Here is a 26234-nt window from a genome sequence, read left to right as displayed (position 1 = left end):
ATGAAAGCGATAAAAAACTTAAGCTTACTATTCTTCCTTGGATTAATAGTTGTTTCTTGTGTTAAAGATGACGATTATGATATTCCAGAAGTAAATGTTGATGAACCAAATATTGACGCAAACTTTACCATTCAAAAGATTAAAGATATTTATGGAGGTTTTGAACCTGTGATTATTGAAGGAGGAGAAGACTCAGAAACTCCTTTATTTATTGAAGCCTATGTAGTTTCTAGTGACGAATCTGGAAACTTCTATAAGCAAATCATTATTCAAAACACTCCTGAAAACCCAACAGCAGGTATTTCTATCTCTACTGAAGCTACAGATTTGTATACAAAATATGAGCCGGGGAGAAAGATTTATTTTAGAGTAGATGGATTATACAGTGGTGAATTTGCCGGTTTACCAACCTTAGGAACTCAAGATGGTGATGAAATAGGAAGAATTAGTATTAAAGAATTTAATGACCGTATTTTTCGTTCTCAAGAAGTTGTAGACATTGTTCCTAAAGAAATTACAATCTCTCAAGCAGGAACAAACCAATCTTTATTAAATACATTGGTTAAGTTAAGTGGTGTTGAATTTGCAGATGGAGAGTTAGGAGAGTCATATGGTGACCCCAATAGTACATTCAGTGTAAACCGTTCCGTTGTAAATTGTAACGATGATGAAATCATCTTGCGTAACAGTGGTTTTGCAGATTTTAAAAACCTATCACTTCCTGAAGGAAACGGGATGCTTACAGCAGTTTTAAGCACTTTTAATGGTACCAATCAATTGTTCATTCGCAATACAAGTGATGTAATGTTTGATGGAGAGCGTTGTGAAGATGAAACAACAAATACAGAACTTCCTTTCTCAGAAGATTTTGAAAACTATCCAGCGGGTCCTGGAGAAATAGTGAGCATTGACCAATGGACTAACGTAAATGCAAATGGAGGAGAGCGTCTATGGGAAATTCGTGATTTTGACAACAACCAGTACGCACAAACTTCTGCTTTTAACTCTGGAGAAAGCCCTTATGAAGCTTGGTTAGTAACACCAGGTTTTGATTTACAAGGAGTACCTTCAGGAACGTTTAGTTTTGATACAAAAGACGGTTTCTACAATGGGACTGCTTTAAGTGTATACGTTTCAACAGATTTTACTGGAGATCCTAACACTGCAACTTGGACAGAACTTACTGCAACATTCTCAACCGGAAACACAGATGGATATGGTGATGACTATGTTTCATCAGGAAATATAGACCTATCAGAATATGCAGGTGAAGTTGTTTACTTTGGTTTTAGATACCAAGGAGGCGATGGTGGCGTTTCTACAACCTATCAAATTGATAACGTTTCAGTTACAGAATAATCATTGCTAATACACAATATAAAACCGCCTTTATGGCGGTTTTTTTATGATTTTACCTTTTGAAAATATAATGTCAAAATACCAATCAAAACCTTTTGTATCTTTGCATTAGAACTAGATATATGATTGAACAAAAGACAATAGAATACGAAAAAACCATACTCATTGGTTTAATAACACGATTTCAAGACGAAGAAAAGTCTCAAGAATATTTAGATGAGCTTGAATTTTTGGCGTATACAGCGGGCGGTGAAGTGCTTCGGCGATTTACTCAAAAAATGGACACCCCAAACCCAAAGACATTTATTGGCTCTGGAAAGATGAAAGAAGTACGTGATTTTGTAGAAGAACACGATGTAGGTACAGCAGTATTTGATGATGAACTATCACCTGCTCAGCAAAAAAATATTGAAAAAATATTGCGTTGCAAAATTATTGACAGAACCAACCTCATTCTAGATATATTTGCTCAACGTGCCAAAACAAGTTATGCTCGCACACAAGTAGAGCTTGCTCAATATGAATATTTGTTACCGCGACTAGCCGGTATGTGGACTCACCTTGAAAGACAACGTGGTGGTATAGGAATGCGTGGTCCCGGAGAAACCGAAATTGAAACAGACCGTCGTATTGTAAGAGATAGAATCACCTTACTTAAGAAAAAACTTGAGAAGATTGATAAACAAATGGAAGTTCAGCGAGGCAACCGTGGATCTTTAGTTAGGGTGGCCTTAGTTGGGTATACCAATGTAGGTAAATCAACTTTAATGAATAGCATCAGTAAAAGTGATGTGTTTGCTGAAAATAAACTCTTTGCAACCCTTGACACTACAGTACGCAAAGTAGTAATTGGCAATCTACCTTTCCTTTTAACAGATACAGTAGGGTTTATAAGAAAACTACCTACACAATTGGTAGAATCTTTTAAAAGTACCCTAGATGAAGTTAGAGAAGCAGATTTATTATTGCACGTTGTAGACATTTCTCATTCTTCTTTTGAAGACCATATAGCTTCAGTTAATAAAATTTTGGACGAAATTGAAAGCGCAGATAAGCCTACGATTATGGTTTTTAATAAAATTGACCAATACAAACCCGAAGTTATTGAAGAAGATGATTTGGTAACCGAAAAAACCACTGCTCATTATACCTTAAAAGACTGGAAGCGTACTTGGATGAATAGAGAAGAGAACGCGATTTTTATTTCTGCATTAAATAAAAACAATTTTGAAGAATTCAGAAAAATGGTCTACGAAAAAGTAAGAGAAATTCATGTAACACGTTTTCCTTACAACAACTTTCTATATCCTGAACAGTATCAATATGAGGAATAAAAAAACCGGCTTTTTTAGCCGGTTTTTTCATGATATTTTATTCTTTATTTAAAATTTATACCCAACACCTACACCAAGGGTTTCACGTATTTGAAATCCTTGTACGGCATTATCATCATAAATTGCTTGAAAGGTTGCGTTTGCGGTAATCCAGTCGTTTACTTTTAAAACTAAGTTCATTGTGTAATCCAAATCAACATTTTGAGGATCTTCAAGATAGTTTGAATATAAGGCCAAAATGTTTTCCATAGATACATTTTCCATTAAATTAAACTTGGCGTATGCATTTAAAGAGGCTCCAAACTCAAAACGAGTTGTTTCATTGGCGTCTACCCCAAAATAACCTCCAGCTTCGTTAAACGCCTCTTCTTCGGTTGCAGGGATAGATGTAAATTTTTCGTTTACAAAGATAAGCCGTGCAGTTGCAGGAGCAATGTTTACTTTTAAGTTATCATCTTCTTTCCAAAGAAAACCTGGACCTAATTGTAAATAACCCGGAGACATAAAGCGTGTAGTTTCGGTACGTGTTTCATTACCATCAGCATCTTCTCCAAATTCATATCCTTTTGCAAACTGTGTTCTAAAGTTTACAAAGAAAGAGTAAAACCATTTACTTTCTTTAATCTGGCGCCCTATAATCGAGTTAAGTTCTAGTCGATCATTTGTTTTTCTAGAAAACTCTTCATCTTTTATTTTGGTAATACCATAATCAGCTAGAATGCGGTTATCCCACGTAAGTTTTCCTTTTCTGTAGTTAAAATCGTAAGTGAAATTTAAATTTGCTGCATAGTTTGATGTACCACCACCGGTCCATTCATCATTAAAAGCAGCTTGATTAAAGATAAGCCCAATGTTTCCGGCTTTTGTCCAACCGTCTTTAGGTTCTTCAGTTTCTTCATTATCTTGAGCCAATGCTATAAATGGCGAAATGAATAGAAAGAAAATTAATACTTTTTTCATAATTGATAAGTTTATTTTTCAGCAAATATAAGGTATCTGCTTTATCTAGAAGGTAATGAAAATTGAAATAGCTTATTTTTTTCTTTTGTATAGAGGTACAGAAGAGCAGGCTTCGCCATACATCACACTTTTTGCAACTTCTTGTAAACGTTGAGCTAAAAGCACATATGCATTTTGAGGGATTGGCTTATTTGCACATCCTTTAATGATAATTGGTTTATCTGTATATTCTGAAATATCTAGGTTTTGAAGTATTTCGGCAAAAAGAATGCTTTCTAAAGTTTCAGAAGAACCTACAATTGTTTTTTTTGCATAAGGAGCTAATTGAAGTGAAACAAACATATATGCCCAGCCTGGAATAATAGCGTCTGTAGAGCAATAAAGATTTACAAAAGAACCTTCATATTGTGACCAATCGTGTTCTTTAATATCATTTCTGAAATCTTTTTCACGCAGTACAATACCTTCCATCAACCATTGCGAAATGTCTATTGACACTCGTTCTCCTTCTGGATAAAAGTCTTCTAGGTTAAAGGTAATCAACTTACTGTTGGCTACTCTATTTATGATTTCTCCTTCCAATCTTGATAGGTTTTATAACATTCCTAATTCTAGCTTTGCTTCTTCACTCATTAAATCTTGACTCCAAGGCGGATCAAAAGTAATTTCAACTTCGGCGTCTTTTACCATTTTAATTGACTTTACTTTATCTTCAACCTCTTGAGGAAGCGATTCTGCAACTGGACAGTTGGGTGTTGTTAGAGTCATTAAAATTTTTACTTCGTGATCTTCATTTACAAATACATCATAGATTAATCCAAGCTCATAAATGTCTACCGGGATCTCTGGATCATAAATGGTTTTAATCACTTTTACTATTTTATCGCCTAGTTCTGTTGTGTTTATTGTTTCGGTGCTCATAATTTTAATTGTTTAATTGCGCTTGGTAGGCTACGGCATACAATTTTAATTGCTTTACCATTGAAACCAAACCATTAGCGCGAGTGGGAGACAAGTGTTCTTTTAAGCCAATTTCATCAATAAAATGTGTGTCTGCGTTGATAATATCTTCGGGTTTTTGGTTTGAAAAAACGCGTATTAAAATTGCAATAATTCCTTTGGTTATTACTGCATCACTATCTGCTGTAAAGACTACTTTTCCGTCTCTGGTATCTGCATTTAACCACACTCGAGATTGACATCCTTTAATTAGTTTGTCTTCCGTTTTTAATTCTTCATCAATTAGTGGTAGTGACTTCCCTAATTCTATCATATGTTCATAACGCTCCATCCAATCATCAAACATGGAAAACTCGTCTACTAGTTCTTCTTGTATCTCTTTAATAGTCATTAATTATCGTCTTCTTGATTTTTTGTAGCTGTTATTAGTACACTTTGGTCGTTTTTTGCATATAAAGTTAACACGTTATCTTGAATTCGATAACCGCCTACATTTGCTAAAGTTTCTAAAAATCGATTTTCTACTTGCATAATATTTTTGGCACATGCTTTTTTGGTTGAAGCGACTTCTCCAATAGTAAGACTATTTACATTTGTTGAATAGTCTGCAAAATATGTATTACATCCGGCATCACCTGATACCCTACCGCTTAAAGCAGCAAAAGATAAAGATGGTTTAATTGCTGAAAGTGCATTACCTTCAATACTATTTACAGTGTAATTACCAGAAAGTTGTACATTACCGGCTACGTCAATTACTTTTTTGGTTTCATCACAACTCGAAAAAAATAGAGTTATAACTAAAAGGCTTAATGTGGCAAATGATTTCATAATACGTTAGGTTTTAAGTTAACATTGTTTTTGCTTTATTAACAGCAGATACCAATGCGTCAACTTCTTCTTTCGTATTGTAAAAAGCAAAAGATGCTCGCACCGTACCGGGTATTTTGTAAAAATCCATTATTGGTTGAGCACAGTGATGTCCTGTTCTTACTGCAATACCAAGTTTATCGACAATTGTCCCAATATCATAAGGATGAATACCTTCAATATTAAATGAAATTACAGAAGTTTTGGCAACACCTGTTCCATATATTTTGAGGCCTTCAATAGCTGTCAATTGTTCTGTAGCATAAGCCAATAAGTTGTTTTCATGACTTTCAATAGCATCAAAACCAATACTGTTAAGATAATCAATTGCCGCGCCAAAAGCAATACCGCCAGCAATATTTGGTGTGCCGGCTTCAAACTTATGCGGTAAACCTGCGTACGTGGTTTTTTCAAAAGTTACTTCATCTATCATTTCACCACCTCCTTGATACGGTGGTAATTTGTTGAGCCATTCTTCTTTTCCGTACAGTATACCAACACCTGTAGGGCCGCACATTTTATGAGCAGAAGTCACATAAAAGTCTACATCTAGTGCTTGAAGATTAGATTTGATATGTGAACAAGCCTGAGCTCCATCAACAAGAACGGCAGCTCCATTTTTATGTGCTTTGTCAATAATTTCTTTAATAGGATTTATAATTCCTAATGCGTTTGAAATATGATTAACAAAAACAAGTTTGGTTTTTTCAGAAAGAATTTTTTCATATTCTGAAAGTATCAGCTCGCCGTTTTCTTCAATAGGAATTACCTTAAGAATTGCTCCAGTACGTTCACAAAGCATTTGCCAAGGAACAATGTTTGAGTGGTGTTCTAATGCTGAAACAATAACTTCATCTCCTTTGCTTAAAAACTTTGTAAAGCCATTTGCAACAAGGTTAATACCATGTGTTGTTCCAGAAGTAAAAATCACTTCATGGGGCTTAGTAATATTGAAATGCTGCTGAATCTTCTTCCTTGCAGCTTCATAAGCATCTGTAGCTTCTTGAGATAATGTGTGAACGCCCCTATGAATATTTGCATTGTAGTTTGAATAATAATCAACAATACAGTCAATTACTTGCTGGGGTTTTTGTGATGTTGCTGCATTATCCAAATACACCAAAGGTTTTCCATTTACTTCACGTTGAAGAATGGGAAAATCTTTTCGTATTTCCTGAACATTAAAAGCCATGGAACAATACTATTTAAAAGGGGTTATTACAACTGAAAACCTAAACTAACGCCTATTTTTTTGGCAATTAATTTGTTGATGCGTTGCTTAAGTTCGGGTATTTTTACGCTTTCCAAAACACTGTTTGCAAATGCATACATAAGTAAAGCTCGTGCTTCTTTTTTAGCAATACCTCGAGAACGCATATAAAATAAAGCTTCTTCGTCTAATTGACCAATGGTACAGCCGTGAGAACACTTTACATCGTCTGCAAAAATCTCCAATTGCGGTTTTGAGTTGATAGTAGCACGGTCATCAACAAGAATATTATTGTTTTGCTGAAATGCATCTATCTTTTGAGCAATTTTATCAACCAATACTTTTCCGTTAAAAACACCTGTAGATTTATCTGAATAAATTCCTTTGTAATCTTGGTGGCTTTCACAATTAGGTGCTGTATGATGCACTAGTGTATTGTGGTCAACGTGTTGTTTATCTTCAATAATTGTAATTCCGTTTAAGGTAGAATTGCAACGCTCTCCGTATTGGTAAAAATTAAGATTATTTCTAGTTAATTTTCCTCCAAAAGAGAAGGTGTGTACTCGGCAATTACTTTCTCTTTCTTGTGACACGTACGTACTGTCAATTAAAGAAGCAGAAGGATTATCTGTTTGAATTTTATAATAATCAACATACGCTCTTTTTTCAGCAAAAATTTCAGTCACACTGTTGGTAAAAACAGCATTTTCTGAAAGGCTTTGATGACGTTCAATAATTTGTACGTGTGCATTTTCGCCAACTACAACCAAATTACGAGGTTGAAGCATAACAGCAGCCTCATTTCCGGTAGAAAAATTGATTATCTCAATAGGTTTTTCTACTTCTTTATTTTTCGGAATGTGAATGTAAGCTCCTTCCTTTGCAAAGGCCGTATTTAAAGAAGTAAGACTATCTTTTTTGGCTACTTTATTAAAATAAGCTTCAATTACCGGTTGGTATTTTGGTTTGTTTAAAGCTGAAGAAAGTAGACAAACATCAATTGAATCGTGAGTAGTTTCTGAAAGGAATGAACTGTACACTCCATCAATAAACACAATTTTATACGTGTCTATATCGTGAAGAAAATACTTCTTTACGTCTTTAAAGTCAAGATGCTTCTCTTGCTGTTTAGGGAAAATACTATAATCATTTTTCACCAAAGAATTTAAAGAGGTATACTTCCATGCTTCTTCTTTTTTGGATGGAAAGCCTTGCTCTTCAAATACTTTTATGGCTTCATTACGAAGATCATGAATAGGAGAGTCTGGCTCCAAGTGATCTTCAAAAGCAATATATGATGAAACTAATTTATCTTTTAAACTCATGTTTTGTTTTTCAGAATTTTACACCAATTCTTCTTTAATCCAGTCATAGCCACGCTCTTCAAGCTCGTGAGCTAGCTCTTTACCACCAGATTTTACTATTTTACCTCCCATTAATACGTGAACATAATCAGGAATAATATAATCTAGCAATCGCTGATAGTGTGTGATTACAATCACAGCGTTATCTTTACTTTTAAGCTTGTTAACGCCGTTTGCTACTATTTTTAAAGCATCAATATCAAGACCAGAATCTGTCTCATCGAGGATAGCTAGTTTTGGCTCCATCATAGCTAGCTGAAATATCTCATTTCTTTTTTTCTCACCGCCAGAAAAGCCTTCGTTTAAAGAACGCGATAAAAACTTACGGTCTATCTCAAGCATATCTGCTTTTTCTTTAATTCTTTTTAGCATTTCACTTGCCGGCATATCGTCTAGCCCTTTTGCTTTACGGGTTTCGTTAATAGCCGTTTTTATGAAATTTGTAACGGTAACTCCGGGAATTTCAATAGGGTATTGAAACGATAAGAAAAGTCCTTTGTGAGCTCGTTCTTCAGGATCTAATTCTGAAATATCTTCGTTTTCAAATTGAATTTCACCTTCATGAAGGTCAAACTCTTCTTTTCCTGCAATTACAGAAGCCAATGTACTTTTTCCTGAACCGTTAGGTCCCATTATAGCGTGAACTTCACCTGGATTAACTTCTAGATTAATCCCTTTTAAAATATCTTTTTCTCCTACACCTGCGTGCAGATTTTTAATATGTAGCATAATTAACTTTTCTTTTCTTCAATTTTTATATCAGTTTTAGCGGGCTTATCGCTAACATATAATATTTCTTTGATGGTTATTATTTGCTCCCAAACTTCTTCGGTTTTGGCCTTTGGATTTTCAGTAACTACTCCTGAAACAATTACAGGAACCATGTCAAATTCTTCTTTTTTTACTTCAGAAACTCTATTGGCCAATTCTTTGGTTTTTTCATCAATGGTAACACCGTAAATGAAATCTTGTCCGTTTAATACAGCTGCGTTATTGGTAAATATAAAATCACCTCTGTAAGTCTCTGGTTTTTGATCAACAGATGACGTTTCTTCTTTAGTATCAGTTTCAGAATTCTTTTTTGAATCGTTACAAGAAATAATTGTAATCGATATCATTAAAAGCAATACTATTTTTTTCATTGTTATTAATTTAATTATCCAACTGAACCTTCTAATGAAATTTCAAGTAATTTTTGAGCTTCTACGGCAAATTCCATAGGTAATTTGTTTAAAACCTCTTTACTGAAACCGTTAACAATTAATGCTATGGCTTTTTCAGTGTCAATACCGCGTTGATTGCAATAAAATATTTGATCTTCACCAATTTTACTGGTAGTTGCTTCGTGTTCTACTTGAGCAGTTTTATTTTTTGCTTCAATATAAGGGAATGTGTGTGCGCCACATTCATTACCCATTAATAGTGAATCACATTGTGAAAAATTACGTGCATTTTCTGCTCGACTATTCACTTGTACCAAACCACGATAACTGTTTTGAGACTTACCGGCAGAAATACCTTTTGAAATAATCGTACTCTTCGTGTTCTTGCCCAAGTGAATCATTTTGGTACCAGTATCTGCTTGTTGGTAGTTGTTTGTTACTGCTATTGAATAAAACTCTCCAATTGAGTTATCTCCTTTTAATATACAGCTTGGATATTTCCACGTAACAGCACTACCTGTTTCTACTTGTGTCCAAGAGATTTTTGCATTGTTCTCACAAAGACCGCGTTTTGTAACAAAATTAAAAACACCACCTTTTCCGTCTTTTCCGCCCGGGAACCAGTTTTGTACGGTTGAATATTTAATTTCTGCACCGTCTAGCGCTATTAATTCAACAACAGCGGCGTGTAATTGATTTTCATCACGCATAGGAGCAGTACAACCTTCAAGATAACTAACATAGCTGTCCTCATCTGCAATTACCAAGGTACGTTCAAACTGTCCTGTTCCTGCTTGGTTAATTCTAAAGTAAGTAGAAAGTTCCATCGGGCATTTTACGCCTTTTGGAATATAGCAAAACGAGCCATCACTAAATACAGCACTGTTTAAGGCTGCATAAAAGTTGTCTTTTTGAGGCACAACCGAACCAATGTATTTTTTTACAAGTTCTGGATGGTTTTTTATTGCTTCGGAAATAGAACAGAAAATAATACCTTTTTTTGCCAAAGTATCTTTAAAAGTAGTTGTTACAGATACTGAATCCATAACAATGTCTACAGCAACACCGGCTAGTTTTTTTTGTTCGTCTAAAGAAATTCCGAGTTTATCAAACGTTTCTAATAATTCTGGATCAACCTCATCAAGGCTGTCATATTTTGGTTTTTTGTTGGGCGCAGAGTAATAAGAAATGTTTTGAAAGTCAGGCTTGTTATAATGTACATTGGCCCATTCTGGTTCTACCATTTCTTTCCAGTATCTAAAAGACTCTAGTCGCCACTCAGTCATCCATTCTGGTTCTTCCTTTTTCTTAGAAATAGCCCGAACAATGTCTTCATTAAGCCCTACGGGGAATGTATCAGACTCAATGTCTGTATAAAACCCATATTCATATTCTTTAGTTTCGAGTTCTTTTTTTAAATCGTCTTCAGTAAATTTAGCCATTGGTAGCTTATATTTTTTCTTTTACATCGAGGTAAAAGGAAGTGTTACAAATAAATTTAATTAAAGCGAAAAGCTTTCACCACAACCGCAAGTACGGTTTGCGTTAGGATTGTTAAAAACAAATCCTTTTCCGTTTAACCCACCGCTATATTCTAGAGTGGTTCCAACAAGATAGAGGAAACTTTTTTTGTCAATAGCTATTTTCACAGAATCATCTTCAAAAAGTTTATCGTTGTCCCCTATTGCATTGTCAAATTTCAAATCGTAGGACAAGCCAGAGCAACCTCCGCTTTTTACTCCTACTCTTACAAAATCATCTGTGATATTAAAGCCTTCTTCGGCCATCAATTGTTGCAGCTTAGATTTTGCACTTTTACTAACCTTTATCATATGATTAATATATTCTAAATTGATTAGCAAATATACAGGAAATACAGATGTTAACCATACACAGAAGCCAATTTAAACTTATGGTGTTATAGTTTTAAATAATAATTAACAAAATACTGATTGTTAGGCTTTTTTAAACTGAAATTATTACTAAGAAATAGCGTTTAATTTGGTTTTTGAAAATCTGGGTTGTTTATAAAACCTTCATCAGATAAGGTTAGTAAAAAAGCTTTGAGATCCTTTTTGTCTTTTTCTGTTAGTTGAACGCCCCCTTCACTAACCGCTTTCATAAGCGGGTCAATAGTTTCAGAATAGACCAAACCTTCACTGTAGTGATTGATAACTTCTTCTAAAGTTTCAAAACGTCCATCGTGCATATAAGGTGCTGTATATGCTAAGTTGCGTAGGGAAGGAGTTTTAAAGGCGCCAAACTCTCTAGGATCGCCTGTTGCACCTCCGCGGCCTAAATCATCAAAAGTTTCATCTAGACCATTGTTGTGGAAAGCATTATCAGTCCATAATAAATTATTAGGTGGTGTGCCGTGGCAATGAAAACAATCACCTCTGTTTTCATCAACATATACTTCAAGGCCGTTTAATTCAGAATCTGTTAATTCTATTTCACCACGAAGGTATTGGTCATACCTTGAATTGCCAGAGATTAATGTTCTTACAAACTGAGCGATGGCTTTTGAAACTAATGTAGAATCAATGGTTGTGGTGCCAAAAGCATTTTCAAATAACTCAGGGTAGGTTGCTGATGCTTGTAAACTCGCTACAGCTTCTGGCCAAGTGTTGTGCATCTCAATAGGATCAATGACAGGCTCAAGGGCTTGGTTTTCTAGTGTTGTGGTGCGCCCATCCCAGAAAAAAGATTCTTCAAAGTTCCAAGCGAGATTGAATAAAGGCATTGAGTTTCTTCGACCTTCTATACCGTCAATTCCCGGGCTAAATTGCCTATTGTCTGAAAACCCTGCACTGGGAGCGTGACAACCGGCGCAGGCTAGTGTGTTGTCTCCAGAAAGTATAGGGTCAAAAAATAATTTTTTCCCCAAAGCAACTCCTTCAACAGTTTGAGGGTTGTCTTGAGGAATTAGTGGTGCTGGTATTTTTTCTTCAAAGAGCTGAGGGATTTCTAGCGCTAGAGGCGTAGCTTCATAGCCTTCTTCTTCAGGAGTGGTTTTTTTATCTTTTTCACAAGACTGTATTAATAAAAAACTGCAACTGAAAAGAAGTACTAGTTGTATGCTTTTGAAGATATTCATTTACTTTTTATTGTTCTTCAACTGTTCCTAAGCTGAAAACACTTTTACCATTGGCAGACATTGCTCTTTGTGCTTCAGCATTCATCATTAAATTAATATTCCATACGTTTAAATCCCATTGATTAGGGTTTTTAAACCATTCGGCAACATTCATTTTTACTTCTATAGAAGTGTCATTGTTAATGCTTATTGTCCCTAGGTTTACTTCAAAAGAAGTGTCTTCGGTAACTGGATTGTCTCCAATATTTGTTGCGGCTCTTATGGCATGATACAAGTAAGGAGATTGTGTGTCTGTATTATCTGTATACATTCCTTCTAGACGCATAAAGTGATATCCGCCACCAAGCATCATAGGTACGCCCCAATCCCAAGGTTGAGTGTTTAATTCTGGGTAAATTCCGTCTACATTGTCTTCATCATTAAAGCCAAATGTGAAACTTACAGTATAATCTCCTTCTGGTATTTTTTGGTCCAGATTATATTGTACATTTACACCTTCTCTCGCGTTCATTACATTATAACCATCAATCACAATGTTTTGACCTCCTTCACTTGTAAAGGTAACGTTTGAAATAAGATAGTTTAATTTTGAAATGGTTAATACATCACCTTTATCATTGGTATACTCTGTAGTTTGATAATCTGCATTGTTAATCTCTTGACCATCCCAGTTTTGAGTGAAGTTAAATTGAACATCATAATCTGTTTTTACAACTTCATTCTCATCTACATCTTTACAGGCCAAAACTGTAAAGGCTACTGCAAGTAATAGGGCAACTTTTTTCATTTTAATTATTGATTAAGGGTTATTTAATTTTAAATAGTAAAACATCTTCTACTCCTCTATTTTGAGGAATGTCTTTATCATTACTTTGGGTGCTTCCTACAATAACGATTTTATTATTCTCTGCTTCTACTGCGTCTCTTGAAAAGTCAAAATTTGAACCTCCTATTGTAAGTTGAAATTGAAGTGCTCCAGCTTCATCTACAACCATAGCTAACGCATCGTTTTGACCATTATTTTCAGTAAAATCGCCATCATTACTTCGTACGTTGCCAGTTATAACATATGTTCCATTTGAGAAACGAGTAATGTCTTGAGCAGATTCAAATTGACTACCACCGTAAGATTGTTGTGATATAAGATTTCCGTCTTTATCAATTTTTGCTCCCCAAATATCTGCATTACCAAAATCACTTGTTACATCAACATCGCTACTTCTGGTGTCTCCAAACATTAGGTAGTTACCATCTGAAGTTTGACTAGCTGCGTATAGATTTTCTATTTGAGTGCCTCCATAATTTTTTTCCCAAATGATAGTACCGGTTTCTGAAACTTTTACTACCCAAAAATCATAAGTACCAATATTATTTGTAATGTCAACATCAAAACTATCTGACGTTCCAAAAACTAAATAATCGCCATCGGTTGTTTGAAATATGTCATACGCTGTATCTGTAAAAGTTCCTCCATAGTAATTTCTCCATTCTAGTTGACCTGTAGCTGAAAGTTTTAGTAACCAATAATCTCCACCGGCGTGTTGAATAGATCTATTTGGTATTTCTGAAGTTTTTGAGCCTAGCCCACCATCACCATCACTAGCAGTAACGTCTAGTTCACCTACAACGGCATAGCCTCCATCATTGGTTTGTTTTATACTATAAGCTTTATCGCTTCCTGAAAATCCAAAGCTTTCTTCCCATTGAAGATCGCCTTCGGTATTAAATTTTACAATCCAAAAATCGTGAAAACCGGCATTATTAGACACATCTCCTCCGGCTCCTCTACTAGATCCACAAGCTATATAGCCACCATCTGTTGTTTTTATTAAACTTGCTGCTACTTCATCTGAAGGGCCTCCGTAAGTTTTACTCCATATAATGTCACCTTCAGGGGTAACTTTAAGTAACCAATAATCAAAATCAGATTCTGTTTTGTCAACAATATCACCATCTGTACTTTTGGTAGAACCTAGAATAATATAGTTTCCATCATCTGCTAACACGATAGAAACGGCTTCATCTAAGTTGCTGCCTCCATAGGTTTTAATAAATGCGGTTTCTCCTTCAAATTCTGTTTCTTCTTCTTGCTCTTCAGATAGTGGAGCATCTGCATCTTTACAAGAAGCTGTAAAACAAATTAACAGAAGAAGAACTATTTTATGGGTATAGCGATACACTTTCATAGTCTTAATTTACTATTAATCTTCTGGTAGTTAGCTGGTTAATATTAACTAAATACACACCGGATTGCAATGATTTGATGTTAATTTTTTGTTCTAGACTGTTTTCAGAAAAAGTAAGGTCAAGTACTCGATTTCCGATAACTGAAAACACTTCAACTTTTGTAATTGGGTTTTCTGCTGAAACGATGTTACTTTCATTGCTCGCAGGGTTAGGGTACATTGTGAAATTAGTAGTCTTTAATTCAGTAACGTTTAATTCGTTTGTATCACGTACTAATGTAAAACCATTGCTTCCGCTTATTACAATGTTTTTACTTTCAAAAAAAGGATACACGTTCCAACTGCCGTCAAAGCTAGCTTCATTGTTACTTGGAAAAGTGTCAAAAAAACCATACTGAGATATATTTTCGTTTTCAATATCACTGATGTCATATACGTTTAATCCTGCTGAATAATTAGCAAAGTAAAATTTGTCCCCTACAACATAACCATTGTGATCTGTTGCTGAAGTAGGACCATAAAATTCTGTATGAAATTGTGGATTGTCTAGGTCTGTAAAATCAAAAATGATGGTTCTGGTGTTAAATCCAAAGCCTAATTCATCGGTTTCATCACCTAAGATAAAATATTTTTCATCATCGGTAAACCATCCTTGGTGTGTGTAACCAACGTTGTCATAGCTTATACTTGATATTCTTTGCGGGTTTGATTTGTTGGTAATATCTACAACCACTACTTCATTAACATTGCTTCCTATCAAAATTTCTCTTCCTGTGTAGTCTGAATCTGGGCCGTTATACGTTATAACTTGAGCATCATGACTGTAGTCATCCATAGAATATCCTCCGGCTGCAGTAGGGTTAAGAGGGTCTTGAATGTTTACAAAATGAGGACCACCGTTAAATGTACTGGTACCAACTCCATAAGCATAACCGCTTTCTTCATTGATTACAATATTATGTGCACGACCAAATTCATCATAATGAGCGTCTTCTGTAAAAGTTTGAGGAGGATTTGCAACATTTCGTAAACGCGTTAAATCAAAAACTTGCATTCCATGATTGGAAGCCTCGCTAACTATAAACGCGTGATCACTGTACACCTTAATATCTCTCCAAACACTAGAATTTGTATGAGTTGGTAATTTACCTAGGTAAATAGGATTGACAGGATCTGAAATATCAATAAAAGCAGTACCGTTATTAAGGCCTACCAAAGCATATTCTTTTCCGTCTTGAGGATCTGTCCAGCCCCAAGAATCATTACCGCTGTCGGCATTCATTTCATTCAAGCTTATATGTGATAACAAATCATAATTTTGACAAGGGTACCCGTCAGAAGTACCATTTTCACAAGGAGTTTGGGCAAATGCAGAAACTGTAAAAACAGAGAACAGCACCAAGTAAAAGTTTTTCATTTTTAAAAGTATATTTAATAATAATTAATAGAATAACGTAAAAAACCTAAAGATAGTTTAGTACTTAAATGCTAAACTGAAATACAAAAATGCTAATGTGTGATAATCTTGAAGGAAACACAAGGCTTTATGTGCCGATATTTAGGCTTTTATTTAATTTTTTTGCGAATCTACAAATTTATTTTATAGAATAATGTTAATCAAAGCAATAGATGTGAGAGTTTTTAATAGCTTACTTATATATTTTAATATGTAAGCTGTACTTTTGCACTTTAAAATAGTAGCTATGTTTGATAATAAAAACCCTTCAAAAACTAACATTTCTGAATTAGGAGAGTTTGGTCTAATTGATCATCTTACACAAAACTTTACCGTAAAACAGAAAACAACTGTAAAAGGGATAGGTGATGATGCAGCTGTTGTTTCTTCAGAAAAAGACTCGCAACTAGTTGTAACTACCGATATGCTGGTGGAAGGTGTACATTTTGATCTAAGTTATATGCCCTTAAAACATTTAGGGTATAAGGCTGTGATTGTTAATTTATCAGACGTATATGCAATGAATGCAACTGCCAAACAAATTACAGTTTCTATTGCCGTTTCTAATAGATTTCCTGTTGAAGCTCTTGAAGAATTATATGCCGGTATAGAAACAGCTGCAAGTATTTATAATGTAGATCTTGTAGGTGGTGATACAACATCTTCAACTACTGGATTGGTAATAAGTGTTACCGCTCTGGGACACGCAAAAAAAGACGATATTGTTTACAGAAATGGTGCAAAAGAAAATGATTTATTAGTACTTACAGGTGATGTGGGCGCTGCATATTTAGGGCTACAAGTTTTAGAACGAGAAAAACAGGTTTTTAAAGTAAACCCAAAATCACAACCTGATTTAGAAAAATACACTTATATAATTGAACGCCAATTAAAGCCTGAAGCTCGAAAAGGAATTTCTGCTTTATTAAAAGATCTTGAGGTAAAACCTACATCGATGATTGATGTAAGCGATGGTCTTTCTTCTGAAATCATACACTTGTGTAAAAACTCAAAAGTGGGTTGTAACCTGTACGAAGATAAAATTCCTCTAGACCCACAAGTAATATCAACGTGTGAAGAGTTTGAAATGGATAGTACCACTATTGCTTTAAGTGGTGGTGAAGATTATGAGCTTTTATTTACCGTTTCTACAGAAGATTTTCCAAAAATTAAAGGAAACCCTCATTTAACGGTCATAGGTCATATGACGCAAGAGAGTGAAGGAATGCATCTTATAACGAGAGCCAACACAAAAATTCCTCTAGTTGCTAGAGGATGGAATGCATTACAAAACGAAGAAGAAGATTAAGCAGTAACCTTTCTTTTTTTACGTTCAAAAAAGTCGGCAACGTTGTTATTGATCTCTTTTACTTTTTTGGTTAGCAATTCAATTTTACCGGCGCTGTTTTCGGTTACTTCACGACCACAATGGCTGCATTTGTATTCGCTTATGTGATTGGTTATTTTTCGAGTTTCAACGTATTTGTGTCCAATTGTTTGACATACAATACTTAACAGCGAAAATGATGACTTAGAGGAATTATTCATATTTTCTCGTTCTTTTGTTAAGATAAATATAAAAAAAAGCTCACAACAAACGTTAAAATGCAAATTTATTCGATGAAATGCATAATTTTATCGATTTCACGCTCGTTTTCTATCCAACTCATATGCCCAGAATTCAATTTTATTAATGTTGTATTTGTTTTTTCTGAAATACTTTCTGCCTCAGAAATGGACATAATAGGGTCTTCAATTCCAGAAACCAAAATCTTTTCTTTGATAAAATTTGCCAATACATCGGTTCGGTCTTTCCGGTCAATCATTCCACGAATGGCAGCTTGAATTCCTTCCACCGGAAATTGAAGTGCTTGTTTTTTAAGACTTTCAATCCTTTTTGAATGCAATTCTCGACTTTTTTCTGGAAATAAATTGGTAATTGCCATACTTATAAAAGCTTCTGAGTTGTTATCTAAAACTTTTAAAGCTCTTCTTCTATTTTGTTTACGCTCTTCAGAGTCTGCTACCGATGTAGAGTTGATCAACAATAATTTTTCAACTCTTTGTTCATACAATTCAGTAAACGCTAGGGCTACGTAGCCGCCCATAGAATGTCCTACAAAGGTTGCTGAATCGATCTTTAATTCTTGCAATAATGCGTGAATCATTTCAGCCATTAAGTTCATTGAGTGTATTTCTGAAATCACACCACTTTGTCCATGACCGGGAAAATCAACAGTAATAACAGTATGTTTTTCTGAAAGGGAACCCAAGTAATGTTCCCACATAATAGAACTTTCTAAAAAACCATGTAATAAAACCATTGCCGGACCGCTTCCGGTGATACTATAATATATAGGCGTGTTTTTAAATGTAAATGTCATGTTGAAAACTAAAAAAATCCGGTACAGAAAGCTGTGTCTATACCGGAATATAAAGTAAAATATTTAAATCTTATTGATTCATAATTTCTTCAATCTCATCTGCTTCAATAGGAATGTTGCGCATCAAGTTATGAGGTTCTCCATTTTCTTGAATAACCACATCGTCTTCCAATCGAATTCCGAAGCCTTCATCTGGAAGATAAATTCCTGGCTCAACTGTAAACACTTGGTTGGCTTGCATTGGTTCCCATAAAATTCCGTAATCGTGTGTGTCCAGACCTATGTGGTGGCTGGTACCGTGCATAAAGTATTTTTTGTAAGCTGGCCAGTCAGGATTTTCGTTTTTCACATCGGCTTTATCAAGAATTCCCAATCCAAGTAACTCTGAAGTCATTAATTTACCCACTTCTTCGTGGTATTCTTTCCAAAGCGTTCCGGGAACGAGCATTTTTGTGGCATCGTTCTTTACACGGTTTACAGCATTGTACACTTCTTTTTGTCTCTTAGTAAATTTTCCGCTTACCGGAATTGTTCTAGACATATCACTACTGTAATTAGCATACTCAGCACCTACATCTAGTAAAATCAATTCACCTTCGTTACATTGTTGGTTGTTTTCAATATAATGTAACACACATGCATTTTTTCCGCTGGCAACAATTGGGGTGTATGCAAAACCTCGCGAACGGTTGCTTAAAAACTCATGCATAAACTCAGCTTCAATTTCAAATTCCCAAACACCTGGTTTTACAAAATCTAAAATTCTTCTAAAACCTTTCTCGGTGATATTACAGGCTTGTTGCATAATATCCAATTCGATAGGATCTTTTACAGAACGTAAGCGTTGTAAAATTGGGTTGCTTTTTGCCCAACTATGTGCCGGAAATTGTGCTTTTGTTTTTTTAATAAAACGGTCTTCACGAGTTTCGGTTTCAACATTGGCGCGGTAGTGTTCGTTGGTGTTGAAATAAATAGTATCGGCTTGTGTCATTAATTCAAAGAAAATTTTATCAAATTCTTTTAGCCAATACACGGTTTTAACACCGGTAGTTTCTAGTGCTTTTTCTTTGGTTAGCTTTTCACCTTCCCAAACGGCAATATGGTCGTTGGTTTCGGTTAAAAAAAGCACTTCTCTGTGTTTTTCTTCTACAGCATCAGGGAATAATAGCAAGATACTTTTATCTTGATCTACACCGCTTAGGTAAAATAAATCGCGCGATTGTTGAAATGGCATCGTGCTGTCTGCACCAATGGGATAGATGTCATTACTATTAAATACCGCAAGGCTTTTTGGCTTCATTTGAGCCATAAAATTTTTACGGTTTTTTACAAATAATTTGCTGTCAATAGGATGATACTTCATGGTAGTTTTTTCTGAATTTTTTCAAAATTAAAGGAAATTATACCAATGGCGGTTTTCAGCAAAATAAAATTTTGTTAAACCGAGGACATTTCAGTAATTTCAACCTTTAAAACTTTTCAAATGAAGCAATCCTTACTATTTTTATTTTCAATCTTTTTTATTTCAGCATTTTCACAACAACCGGCCACTTCAAAAGCCGAATTGGAAAACGCCATCCAGCAAAGAGAATCGCTCTCAAAAACCTCTTTAGTTAAAAATCTACCTTTTAAAAATATTGGTCCTACCGTAATGAGCGGTCGTGTTGTAGATTTGGCTGTAAATCCAAACAATCCAACCGAATTTTACGTAGGTTATGCTAGTGGCGGTGTTTGGTATACCAATAATAATGGAACTTCTCTTAAGCCAATTTTAGACAATACTGTTACTCAAAATGTAGGAAGTCTCGCCGTTGACTGGAAAAACAAAACCATTTGGGTGGGTACCGGTGAAGTAAACGCATCTAGATCTTCATACGCCGGAGTTGGGTTGCTAAAATCTACCGATAAAGGTAAAACATGGCAAAATATGGGATTGAAAGACAGTCATCACATTAGTAAAATACTAATCAACCCAAATAACTCTGATGAGGTGGTGGTAAGTGTTGTGGGGCATTTGTATTCTACCAACGAAGAACGCGGTGTGTACAAAACAGTAGATGGTGGAAAAACGTGGAATAAAACCTTGTTTGTAAATGATGAAAGCGGGATTATTGAAATGGATCGCGACCCGAATAACTTTGATTTAATCTATGCTTCTTCTTGGGAAAAAGACCGAAAAGCGTGGAACTTTACCGGAAGCGGCGAAGGGAGTGCAATTTATAAAAGTACCGATGGTGGCGATACTTGGAAAAAAATGTCTGTCTCTGGAAGTGGTTTTCCAACGGGAAAAGGCGCCGGACGTATAGGCTTAGCGGTTGTTGATGAGAACATAGTATATGCTATAATCGACAATCAAGATCATCGCAAAAAAGAAAAAATGGATACTGATAGCGATGCACTTACTAAGGATGGGTTCAAAAAAATGAGTGTCTCAGAATTTTTGGCGCTAGATAATGATAAACTGAAGAAGTTTTTGCGCGCTAATGGTTTTCAAGAAAAATATAAAGCAGAAAATGTAAAAAACATGGTGCGAAGTGGTACTGTAAAACCCGCAGATTTGGCCAAATATCTTGAAGACGCTAATTCACAATTATTTGATACTCCTGTAATTGGTGCTGAAGTGTATAAAAGCACAAACGGTGGGAAAAACTGGAAAAAAACACACGATGGATACATCAATGACTTGTATTACTCATATGGATATTACTTCGGAAAAATTCATGTAGATCCTTCCAATTCAGAAAAAATATATATTTATGGAGTTCCTATTTTAAAATCTAACGATGGAGGAAAATCATTTGAATCTATAAGTGCAGAAAACGTACACGCAGATCATCATGCGTTGTGGATTAATCCAAAAATGCCGGGTCATTTAATTGATGGTAATGATGGTGGTGTTAATATTTCGTATGATGATGGTAAAACTTGGATAAAAAATAATTCTCCATCAGTAGGACAATTTTATACAGTAAATGTAGACAATGAAAAGCCATACAATGTTTATGGTGGCTTGCAAGATAATGGTGTTTGGTTTGGCCCTCACAACGCTAGTATAGATTATGGGTGGCAACAATCAGGTGACAATCCATATAAAAGTATAATGGGAGGTGATGGCATGCAAGTGCAAATTGACAATAGAAATTCAAGTATTGTTTATACTGGTTTTCAGTTTGGTAATTATTTTAGACTTGATCTTGAAAACGAGAAACAAACATACATTCAACCCAAGCATGAATTAGGCGAAAGTCCATATCGTTTTAATTGGCAAACTCCTATATTATTAAGTTCACACAATCAAGATATTTTATATCTGGGTGGTAATAAATTAATGCGAAGTATGAACCAAGGCGATGATTGGGAAGCTATTTCTGGAGATCTTACCAAAGGGGGTAAACCAGGGAATGTAGCATACGGAACGTTGACAAGTATTAGTGAATCACCTTTTTCATTTGGCCTATTATATGCCGGAAGTGATGACGGAATGGTACACGTTTCAAAAGATGCTGGCGGAAATTGGGTGAACATTTCAAAATCATTTCCAAAAGATCTGTGGGTAAGTCGCGTAATTGCTTCAGCACATAAAAAGGAACGAGTTTATGTTACGTTAAACGGCTATCGTTGGGATGATTTTAAACCGTATGTTTTTGTGAGTGAAAATTATGGACAAAGCTGGAAAGATATAAGTAGCAACCTTCCTGCGTCTCCTGTAAATGTAATAAAAGAAGACCCAGAAAATGAAAATCTATTATATCTAGGTACCGATAATGGAGCCTTTGTTTCGTTTGACCAAGGTAAAAGTTGGGAAGTTTTTTCAGAAGGCTTGCCAGCAGTAGCTGTTCACGATTTGGTTATTCAAAAACGCGACAAAGACCTTGTTTTAGGAACTCACGGTAGATCATTTTACGTGGCTGATGTTTCTTTGCTTCAGCAAATGAAAACGACAATGATGAATGAGATTCTTTTTGCTGAAATTGATCCATTACGCCACTCTAGTCGTTGGGGTAGTAAGTACGGTGAATGGTATGATGTGATAGAGCCTTCAGTGACGTTTCAGATGTATAGTCCTGTAGACGGTAAAGCAACCATTAGCATTCAGACTGAGAATGGAAAAGAAGTAAAACAAATAGAAAAAAACTTAAGCAAAGGCGTTTCGGTAATAGAATATGATGCAACCATTTCAGAAAAAGGAGTAAAAGCTCTTAAAGCTTCTAAAAGTAAACCTAAAAAAGCAGATAATGGAGCGTATTATTTGTCTAAAGGAACTTATCAAGTTGTTGTGACAATTAACGGTAGAGAAAAAACTCAAAAACTTGAGGTTGAATAGCGTTTGTATTTAAAACAATTCTAAATAAACAGGAAAACAATTGATACTTTTTGCTGAAAGCTTTTTCAGTAGTATTTTTGTATACCTTAATTTTTCAAAAATTAAACACTAATGGGAATATTATCCGCTTCGATCGCCAAAAAAGTGGCGATGGCCCTTTCAGGTCTATTTCTTGTATTCTTTCTTGCACAACATTTTACAATAAACTTTTCTTCGGTTTTTTCTGAAGAAACGTTTAACAGTTGGTCTCACTTTATGGGAACCAATCCTATAGTACAGTTTGTATTACAACCTGTATTAATATTTGGTGTTGTATTTCACTTTGTAATGGGTATTATATTGGAACTTAAAAACAATAAAGCCCGAAATATAGGTTATAAGTCATATAAAGGAAACAATAATTCTACTTGGGCTTCTAGAAATATGATTATTTCAGGAGCTGTGGTTTTGGCCTTTTTAGGATTGCATTTTTATGATTTTTGGGTTCCGGAAATTGTATATAAATATGTAGAAGCAAACCCTACAGACGCTACTCGTTATTATGGTGAATTGGTACATAAATTTGAAAGCCCGGTTAGAACTGGGATTTATGTGATAGCATTCATATTACTTATGTTTCATTTATGGCACGGATTTGCTTCTTCCTTTCAAACAATGGGATGGAATAATAAATTTTCAAAAGCGGTAAAAGGTTTTACAAAACTGTATGCAATAGTAATTCCATTAGGTTTTATCATTATTGCTTTATACCATCATTTTAATCAATTTTCCCACTAAACAGCAAAAGCTATGTCGATATTAGATTCTAAAATACCAAAAGGACCCTTAGACGAAAAGTGGACAAAACATAAAAACAGTATTAATCTTGTTAACCCTGCAAACAAACGTAACATTGATGTTATAGTAGTAGGAACAGGTTTAGCCGGCGGAAGTGCCGCTGCTACCTTAGCCGAACTAGGTTATAACGTAAAAACATTTTGCTATCAAGATTCGCCACGTAGAGCACACTCAATTGCTGCACAAGGTGGTATTAATGCTGCAAAAAATTACCAAGGTGATGGTGACTCAAACTACCGCCTTTTTTATGATACGGTAAAAGGGGGTGATTATCGTTCACGTGAAGGTAATGTATACAGATTGGCAGAAGTATCTGCAAATATTATAGACCAATGTGTCGCACAGGGAGTTCCTTTTGCTAGAGAATATGGCGGATTGTTAGATAATCGTTCGTTTGGTGGAGTTTTGGTTTCGCGTACTTTTTATGCAAAAGGACAAACCGGGCAGCAATTATTATTAGGAGCTTATGCTGCTATGAACCGCCAAATAAATCGTGGTAAAATTGAGCCATTTAACCGTCACGAAATGCTAGATCTAGTTGTGGTAGATGGTAAAGCAAGAGGTATTATTGCTCGTAACTTAGTTACGGGAGAAATAGAAAGACATTCTGCTCACGCAGTGGTAATTGCTTCAGGAGGATATGGTAACGTATTCTTCTTATCTACAAATGCAATGGGAAGCAACGTTACAGCATCGTGGAAAATTCATAAAAAAGGAGCCTTTTTTGCAAACCCTTGTTATACACAAATTCACCCAACGTGTATTCCGGTTTCAGGAGAGCATCAATCTAAGTTAACCTTGATGTCTGAGTCGCTTAGAAATGATGGTCGTATTTGGGTTCCGAAGAAAAAAGAAGATGCCGAGGCTATCCGTCAAGGTAAAAAGAAACCAACCGAGCTATCTGAAGATGAGCGCGATTATTATCTAGAGCGTCGTTATCCTTCATTTGGTAACCTAGTGCCGCGTGACGTTGCATCGAGAGCTGCAAAAGAACGTTGTGATGCCGGTTTTGGTGTAAATAAAACAGGTGAAGCAGTATTTTTAGATTTTGCTTCAGCAATAGAGCGCTACGGAAAAGAACAAGCAAACATACTTGGTAATCACAACCCAAGTAAAGAAGAAATTATAAAATTAGGTACTGAAGTAGTTGCCAATAAATATGGTAACCTTTTTGAAATGTATGAAAAGATTGTAGATGCCAATCCATACAAAACTCCTATGATGATTTATCCTGCCGTTCATTATACGATGGGTGGCGTTTGGGTAGATTATAACTTACAATCAACTATTAAAGGTTGTTACGTTACAGGAGAAGCCAATTTTAGTGATCACGGAGCCAACCGCTTAGGTGCATCAGCATTAATGCAAGGACTAGCAGACGGTTATTTTGTGTTGCCATACACCATTGGTGATTATCTGGCAGACGACATTAGAACCGGAAAAATTTCAACAGATCTTCCTGAATTTGAAGAAGCAGAAAAGAGTGTTCGTGACCGTTTAGAAAAATTAATAAACAACAACGGAACCGTTTCAGTAGATGATATCCACAAACGTTTAGGTAAAATTATGTGGAATAAAGTAGGAATGTCTAGAAATGCAAAAGGCTTGAAAGAAGCTATTTCAGAAATAAAAGCATTACGTGAAGAGTTTTGGTCAAATGTAAAAGTTCCTGGTTCACTAGATGAAATGAATCCTGAGCTTGAAAAAGCAGGTCGCGTAGCAGATTTCCTAGAACTAGGTGAATTATTTGCTAAAGATGCTTTACATAGAGAAGAATCTTGCGGAGGTCATTTTAGAGAAGAATATCAAACCGAAGAAGGAGAAGCCCTACGTGATGATGAAAACTTTATGTATGTAGCCACTTGGGAATATAAAGGTGAACCAAGTGAAGCCGTTTTACATAAAGAAAATCTTGAATATGAAAATATTGAAGTAAAAACAAGAAGTTATAAATAATACTTAAAGCTTAACTTATGAAGCTTACTTTAAAAATATGGCGTCAAAAAAACGCTAGCACAAAAGGAAGTTTACAAACTTATCCTATTGATGGAGTTGAAGGAGATATGTCTTTCTTAGAAATGTTGGATGTTTTAAATGAACAACTCATTGAAAAAGGAGACGAACCTGTAGTTTTTGATCACGACTGTCGAGAAGGAATTTGCGGCTCGTGTTCACTTCAAATTAACGGAGAACCGCATGGTCCACAAAGACACACAACTACCTGTCAATTACATATGCGTAGTTTTAAAGATGGTGATACAATCGTTATTGAACCCTTTAGAGCAACAGCATTTCCGGTAATTAAAGATTTGGTTGTAGATCGCAGTGCTTTTGACAGAATTCAACAAGCTGGGGGATATGTATCTGTAAATACTTCAGGAAATACAATTGATGCAAACGCAACTCCCGTTGAAAAGGAAAACGCAGATGAAGCGTTTAACTCTGCAACGTGTATTGGTTGCGGTGCGTGTGTAGCAGCTTGTGTTAATGCAAGTGCAATGTTATTTACTTCTGCAAAAGTGAGTCAATTTGCATTGCTGCCTCAAGGAGAAGTTGAAGCTACAAGACGTGTGCTAAATATGGTTGAGCAAATGGATAAAGAAGGTTTTGGTGCGTGTAGTAACACCGGAGCTTGTTTTATTGAATGTCCTAAAGATATTTCGCTTGAAAATATTGCACGAATTAATCGTGAGTACCTAAAAGCAAGTGCCGAAGGATAAACACCTTAAA

At 35.4% G+C, this 26234-nt stretch carries 25 protein-coding genes; 7 read left to right on the top strand and 18 right to left on the bottom strand.

What is annotated here, in order from left to right:
- Together INR76_RS03330 and hflX are read left to right on the top strand one after the other, a co-directional pair.
- The gene (locus tag INR76_RS03330; protein ID WP_223109245.1) at positions 1 to 1359 is read left to right on the top strand and encodes a DUF5689 domain-containing protein; all 1359 of its coding nucleotides are present in this window, start codon (positions 1 to 3) and stop codon (positions 1357 to 1359) included.
- Between the two features lie 122 nt (positions 1360 to 1481).
- Complete coding sequence (gene hflX, locus INR76_RS03325) at positions 1482 to 2693, top strand: GTPase HflX (RefSeq protein ID WP_223109244.1); 1212 nt, start codon at positions 1482 to 1484, stop codon at positions 2691 to 2693.
- A 48-nt stretch (positions 2694 to 2741) separates the two neighbouring features.
- On the opposite strand, the gene INR76_RS03320 is transcribed toward hflX, so the two are convergent.
- From INR76_RS03320 to INR76_RS03250, 15 genes are all read right to left on the bottom strand, one after another.
- A complete protein-coding gene (locus INR76_RS03320; RefSeq protein ID WP_223109243.1) occupies positions 2742 to 3653 on the bottom strand; it encodes a DUF3078 domain-containing protein in 912 nt (303 codons plus the stop codon).
- Between the two features lie 72 nt (positions 3654 to 3725).
- Positions 3726 to 4235, bottom strand: a complete 510-nt coding sequence (locus tag INR76_RS03315; RefSeq protein ID WP_223109242.1) for a DUF2480 family protein — start codon at positions 4233 to 4235, stop codon at positions 3726 to 3728.
- Positions 4236 to 4247: 12 nt separating this feature from the next.
- On the bottom strand, positions 4248 to 4574 hold the full coding sequence (locus tag INR76_RS03310) for an SUF system Fe-S cluster assembly protein (protein ID WP_223109241.1): 327 nt from the start codon (positions 4572 to 4574) through the stop codon (positions 4248 to 4250).
- A gap of 4 nt (positions 4575 to 4578) precedes the next feature.
- On the bottom strand, positions 4579 to 5004 hold the full coding sequence (locus INR76_RS03305) for a SufE family protein (RefSeq protein WP_223109240.1): 426 nt from the start codon (positions 5002 to 5004) through the stop codon (positions 4579 to 4581).
- Positions 5004 to 5444, bottom strand: coding sequence for an META domain-containing protein (locus INR76_RS03300; RefSeq protein ID WP_223109239.1), 441 nt, complete (start codon positions 5442 to 5444; stop codon positions 5004 to 5006). The genes INR76_RS03305 and INR76_RS03300 overlap by 1 nt, the downstream gene beginning before the upstream one ends.
- Before the next feature lie 13 nt (positions 5445 to 5457).
- Positions 5458 to 6675, bottom strand: a complete 1218-nt coding sequence (locus tag INR76_RS03295; protein ID WP_223109238.1) for an aminotransferase class V-fold PLP-dependent enzyme — start codon at positions 6673 to 6675, stop codon at positions 5458 to 5460.
- Between the two features lie 26 nt (positions 6676 to 6701).
- The gene (sufD, locus tag INR76_RS03290; protein WP_223109237.1) at positions 6702 to 8018 is read right to left on the bottom strand and encodes a Fe-S cluster assembly protein SufD; all 1317 of its coding nucleotides are present in this window, start codon (positions 8016 to 8018) and stop codon (positions 6702 to 6704) included.
- An 18-nt stretch (positions 8019 to 8036) separates the two neighbouring features.
- Entirely contained in the window at positions 8037 to 8786 is a 750-nt protein-coding gene (sufC, locus tag INR76_RS03285) for a Fe-S cluster assembly ATPase SufC (protein WP_223109236.1), read from the bottom strand.
- Positions 8787 to 8788: 2 nt separating this feature from the next.
- On the bottom strand, positions 8789 to 9199 hold the full coding sequence (locus INR76_RS03280) for a hypothetical protein (RefSeq protein ID WP_223109235.1): 411 nt from the start codon (positions 9197 to 9199) through the stop codon (positions 8789 to 8791).
- Positions 9200 to 9213: 14 nt separating this feature from the next.
- The gene (gene sufB, locus INR76_RS03275) at positions 9214 to 10662 is read right to left on the bottom strand and encodes a Fe-S cluster assembly protein SufB (RefSeq protein ID WP_223109234.1); all 1449 of its coding nucleotides are present in this window, start codon (positions 10660 to 10662) and stop codon (positions 9214 to 9216) included.
- Between the two features lie 60 nt (positions 10663 to 10722).
- Positions 10723 to 11052, bottom strand: a complete 330-nt coding sequence (locus INR76_RS03270) for an iron-sulfur cluster assembly accessory protein (RefSeq protein WP_223109233.1) — start codon at positions 11050 to 11052, stop codon at positions 10723 to 10725.
- A gap of 164 nt (positions 11053 to 11216) precedes the next feature.
- Positions 11217 to 12317, bottom strand: a complete 1101-nt coding sequence (locus tag INR76_RS03265; RefSeq protein WP_223109232.1) for a cytochrome-c peroxidase — start codon at positions 12315 to 12317, stop codon at positions 11217 to 11219.
- A gap of 7 nt (positions 12318 to 12324) precedes the next feature.
- Positions 12325 to 13104, bottom strand: coding sequence for an MbnP family protein (locus tag INR76_RS03260; RefSeq protein WP_223109231.1), 780 nt, complete (start codon positions 13102 to 13104; stop codon positions 12325 to 12327).
- A 19-nt stretch (positions 13105 to 13123) separates the two neighbouring features.
- Positions 13124 to 14503 (bottom strand): hypothetical protein, encoded by a 1380-nt coding sequence (locus INR76_RS03255; RefSeq protein ID WP_223109230.1) that lies wholly within the window; start codon positions 14501 to 14503, stop codon positions 13124 to 13126.
- Positions 14504 to 14507: 4 nt separating this feature from the next.
- Positions 14508 to 15920, bottom strand: a complete 1413-nt coding sequence (locus tag INR76_RS03250) for a choice-of-anchor B family protein (RefSeq protein ID WP_223109229.1) — start codon at positions 15918 to 15920, stop codon at positions 14508 to 14510.
- Between the two features lie 286 nt (positions 15921 to 16206).
- Between INR76_RS03250 and thiL the strand changes: the two genes are divergently transcribed.
- On the top strand, positions 16207 to 17268 hold the full coding sequence (gene thiL, locus INR76_RS03245; protein WP_223109228.1) for a thiamine-phosphate kinase: 1062 nt from the start codon (positions 16207 to 16209) through the stop codon (positions 17266 to 17268).
- Here thiL and INR76_RS03240 read toward each other — a convergent pair.
- The 3 genes from INR76_RS03240 to INR76_RS03230 form a co-directional block, all read right to left on the bottom strand.
- Positions 17265 to 17507, bottom strand: coding sequence for a hypothetical protein (locus INR76_RS03240; RefSeq protein WP_223109227.1), 243 nt, complete (start codon positions 17505 to 17507; stop codon positions 17265 to 17267). The two genes, thiL and INR76_RS03240, sit on opposite strands and share 4 nt — an antisense overlap.
- 65 nt (positions 17508 to 17572) lie before the next feature.
- Complete coding sequence (locus tag INR76_RS03235) at positions 17573 to 18343, bottom strand: alpha/beta fold hydrolase (protein WP_223109226.1); 771 nt, start codon at positions 18341 to 18343, stop codon at positions 17573 to 17575.
- A gap of 70 nt (positions 18344 to 18413) precedes the next feature.
- Complete coding sequence (locus INR76_RS03230) at positions 18414 to 19706, bottom strand: aminopeptidase P family protein (RefSeq protein ID WP_223109225.1); 1293 nt, start codon at positions 19704 to 19706, stop codon at positions 18414 to 18416.
- A 120-nt stretch (positions 19707 to 19826) separates the two neighbouring features.
- On the opposite strand from INR76_RS03230, the gene INR76_RS03225 reads away from it, so the two are divergent.
- The 4 genes from INR76_RS03225 to INR76_RS03210 all read left to right on the top strand — a co-directional run bounded on the left by INR76_RS03225 (position 19827) and on the right by INR76_RS03210 (position 26224).
- Complete coding sequence (locus INR76_RS03225) at positions 19827 to 22667, top strand: glycosyl hydrolase (protein ID WP_223109224.1); 2841 nt, start codon at positions 19827 to 19829, stop codon at positions 22665 to 22667.
- Between the two features lie 111 nt (positions 22668 to 22778).
- Positions 22779 to 23444, top strand: a complete 666-nt coding sequence (locus tag INR76_RS03220) for a succinate dehydrogenase cytochrome b subunit (protein WP_223109223.1) — start codon at positions 22779 to 22781, stop codon at positions 23442 to 23444.
- A gap of 12 nt (positions 23445 to 23456) precedes the next feature.
- Entirely contained in the window at positions 23457 to 25460 is a 2004-nt protein-coding gene (locus tag INR76_RS03215; RefSeq protein ID WP_223109222.1) for a fumarate reductase/succinate dehydrogenase flavoprotein subunit, read from the top strand.
- A 17-nt stretch (positions 25461 to 25477) separates the two neighbouring features.
- Complete coding sequence (locus INR76_RS03210; RefSeq protein ID WP_223109221.1) at positions 25478 to 26224, top strand: succinate dehydrogenase/fumarate reductase iron-sulfur subunit; 747 nt, start codon at positions 25478 to 25480, stop codon at positions 26222 to 26224.
- Positions 26225 to 26234: the final 10 nt, after the last annotated feature.

The sequence above is a fragment of the Marixanthomonas sp. SCSIO 43207 genome, from assembly GCF_019904255.1.
In the GTDB taxonomy this organism is placed as follows: domain Bacteria; phylum Bacteroidota; class Bacteroidia; order Flavobacteriales; family Flavobacteriaceae; genus Marixanthomonas.
The sequence above is the reverse complement of the archived record's forward strand: the minus strand, read 5'-3'. Positions and strand labels throughout refer to the sequence as shown.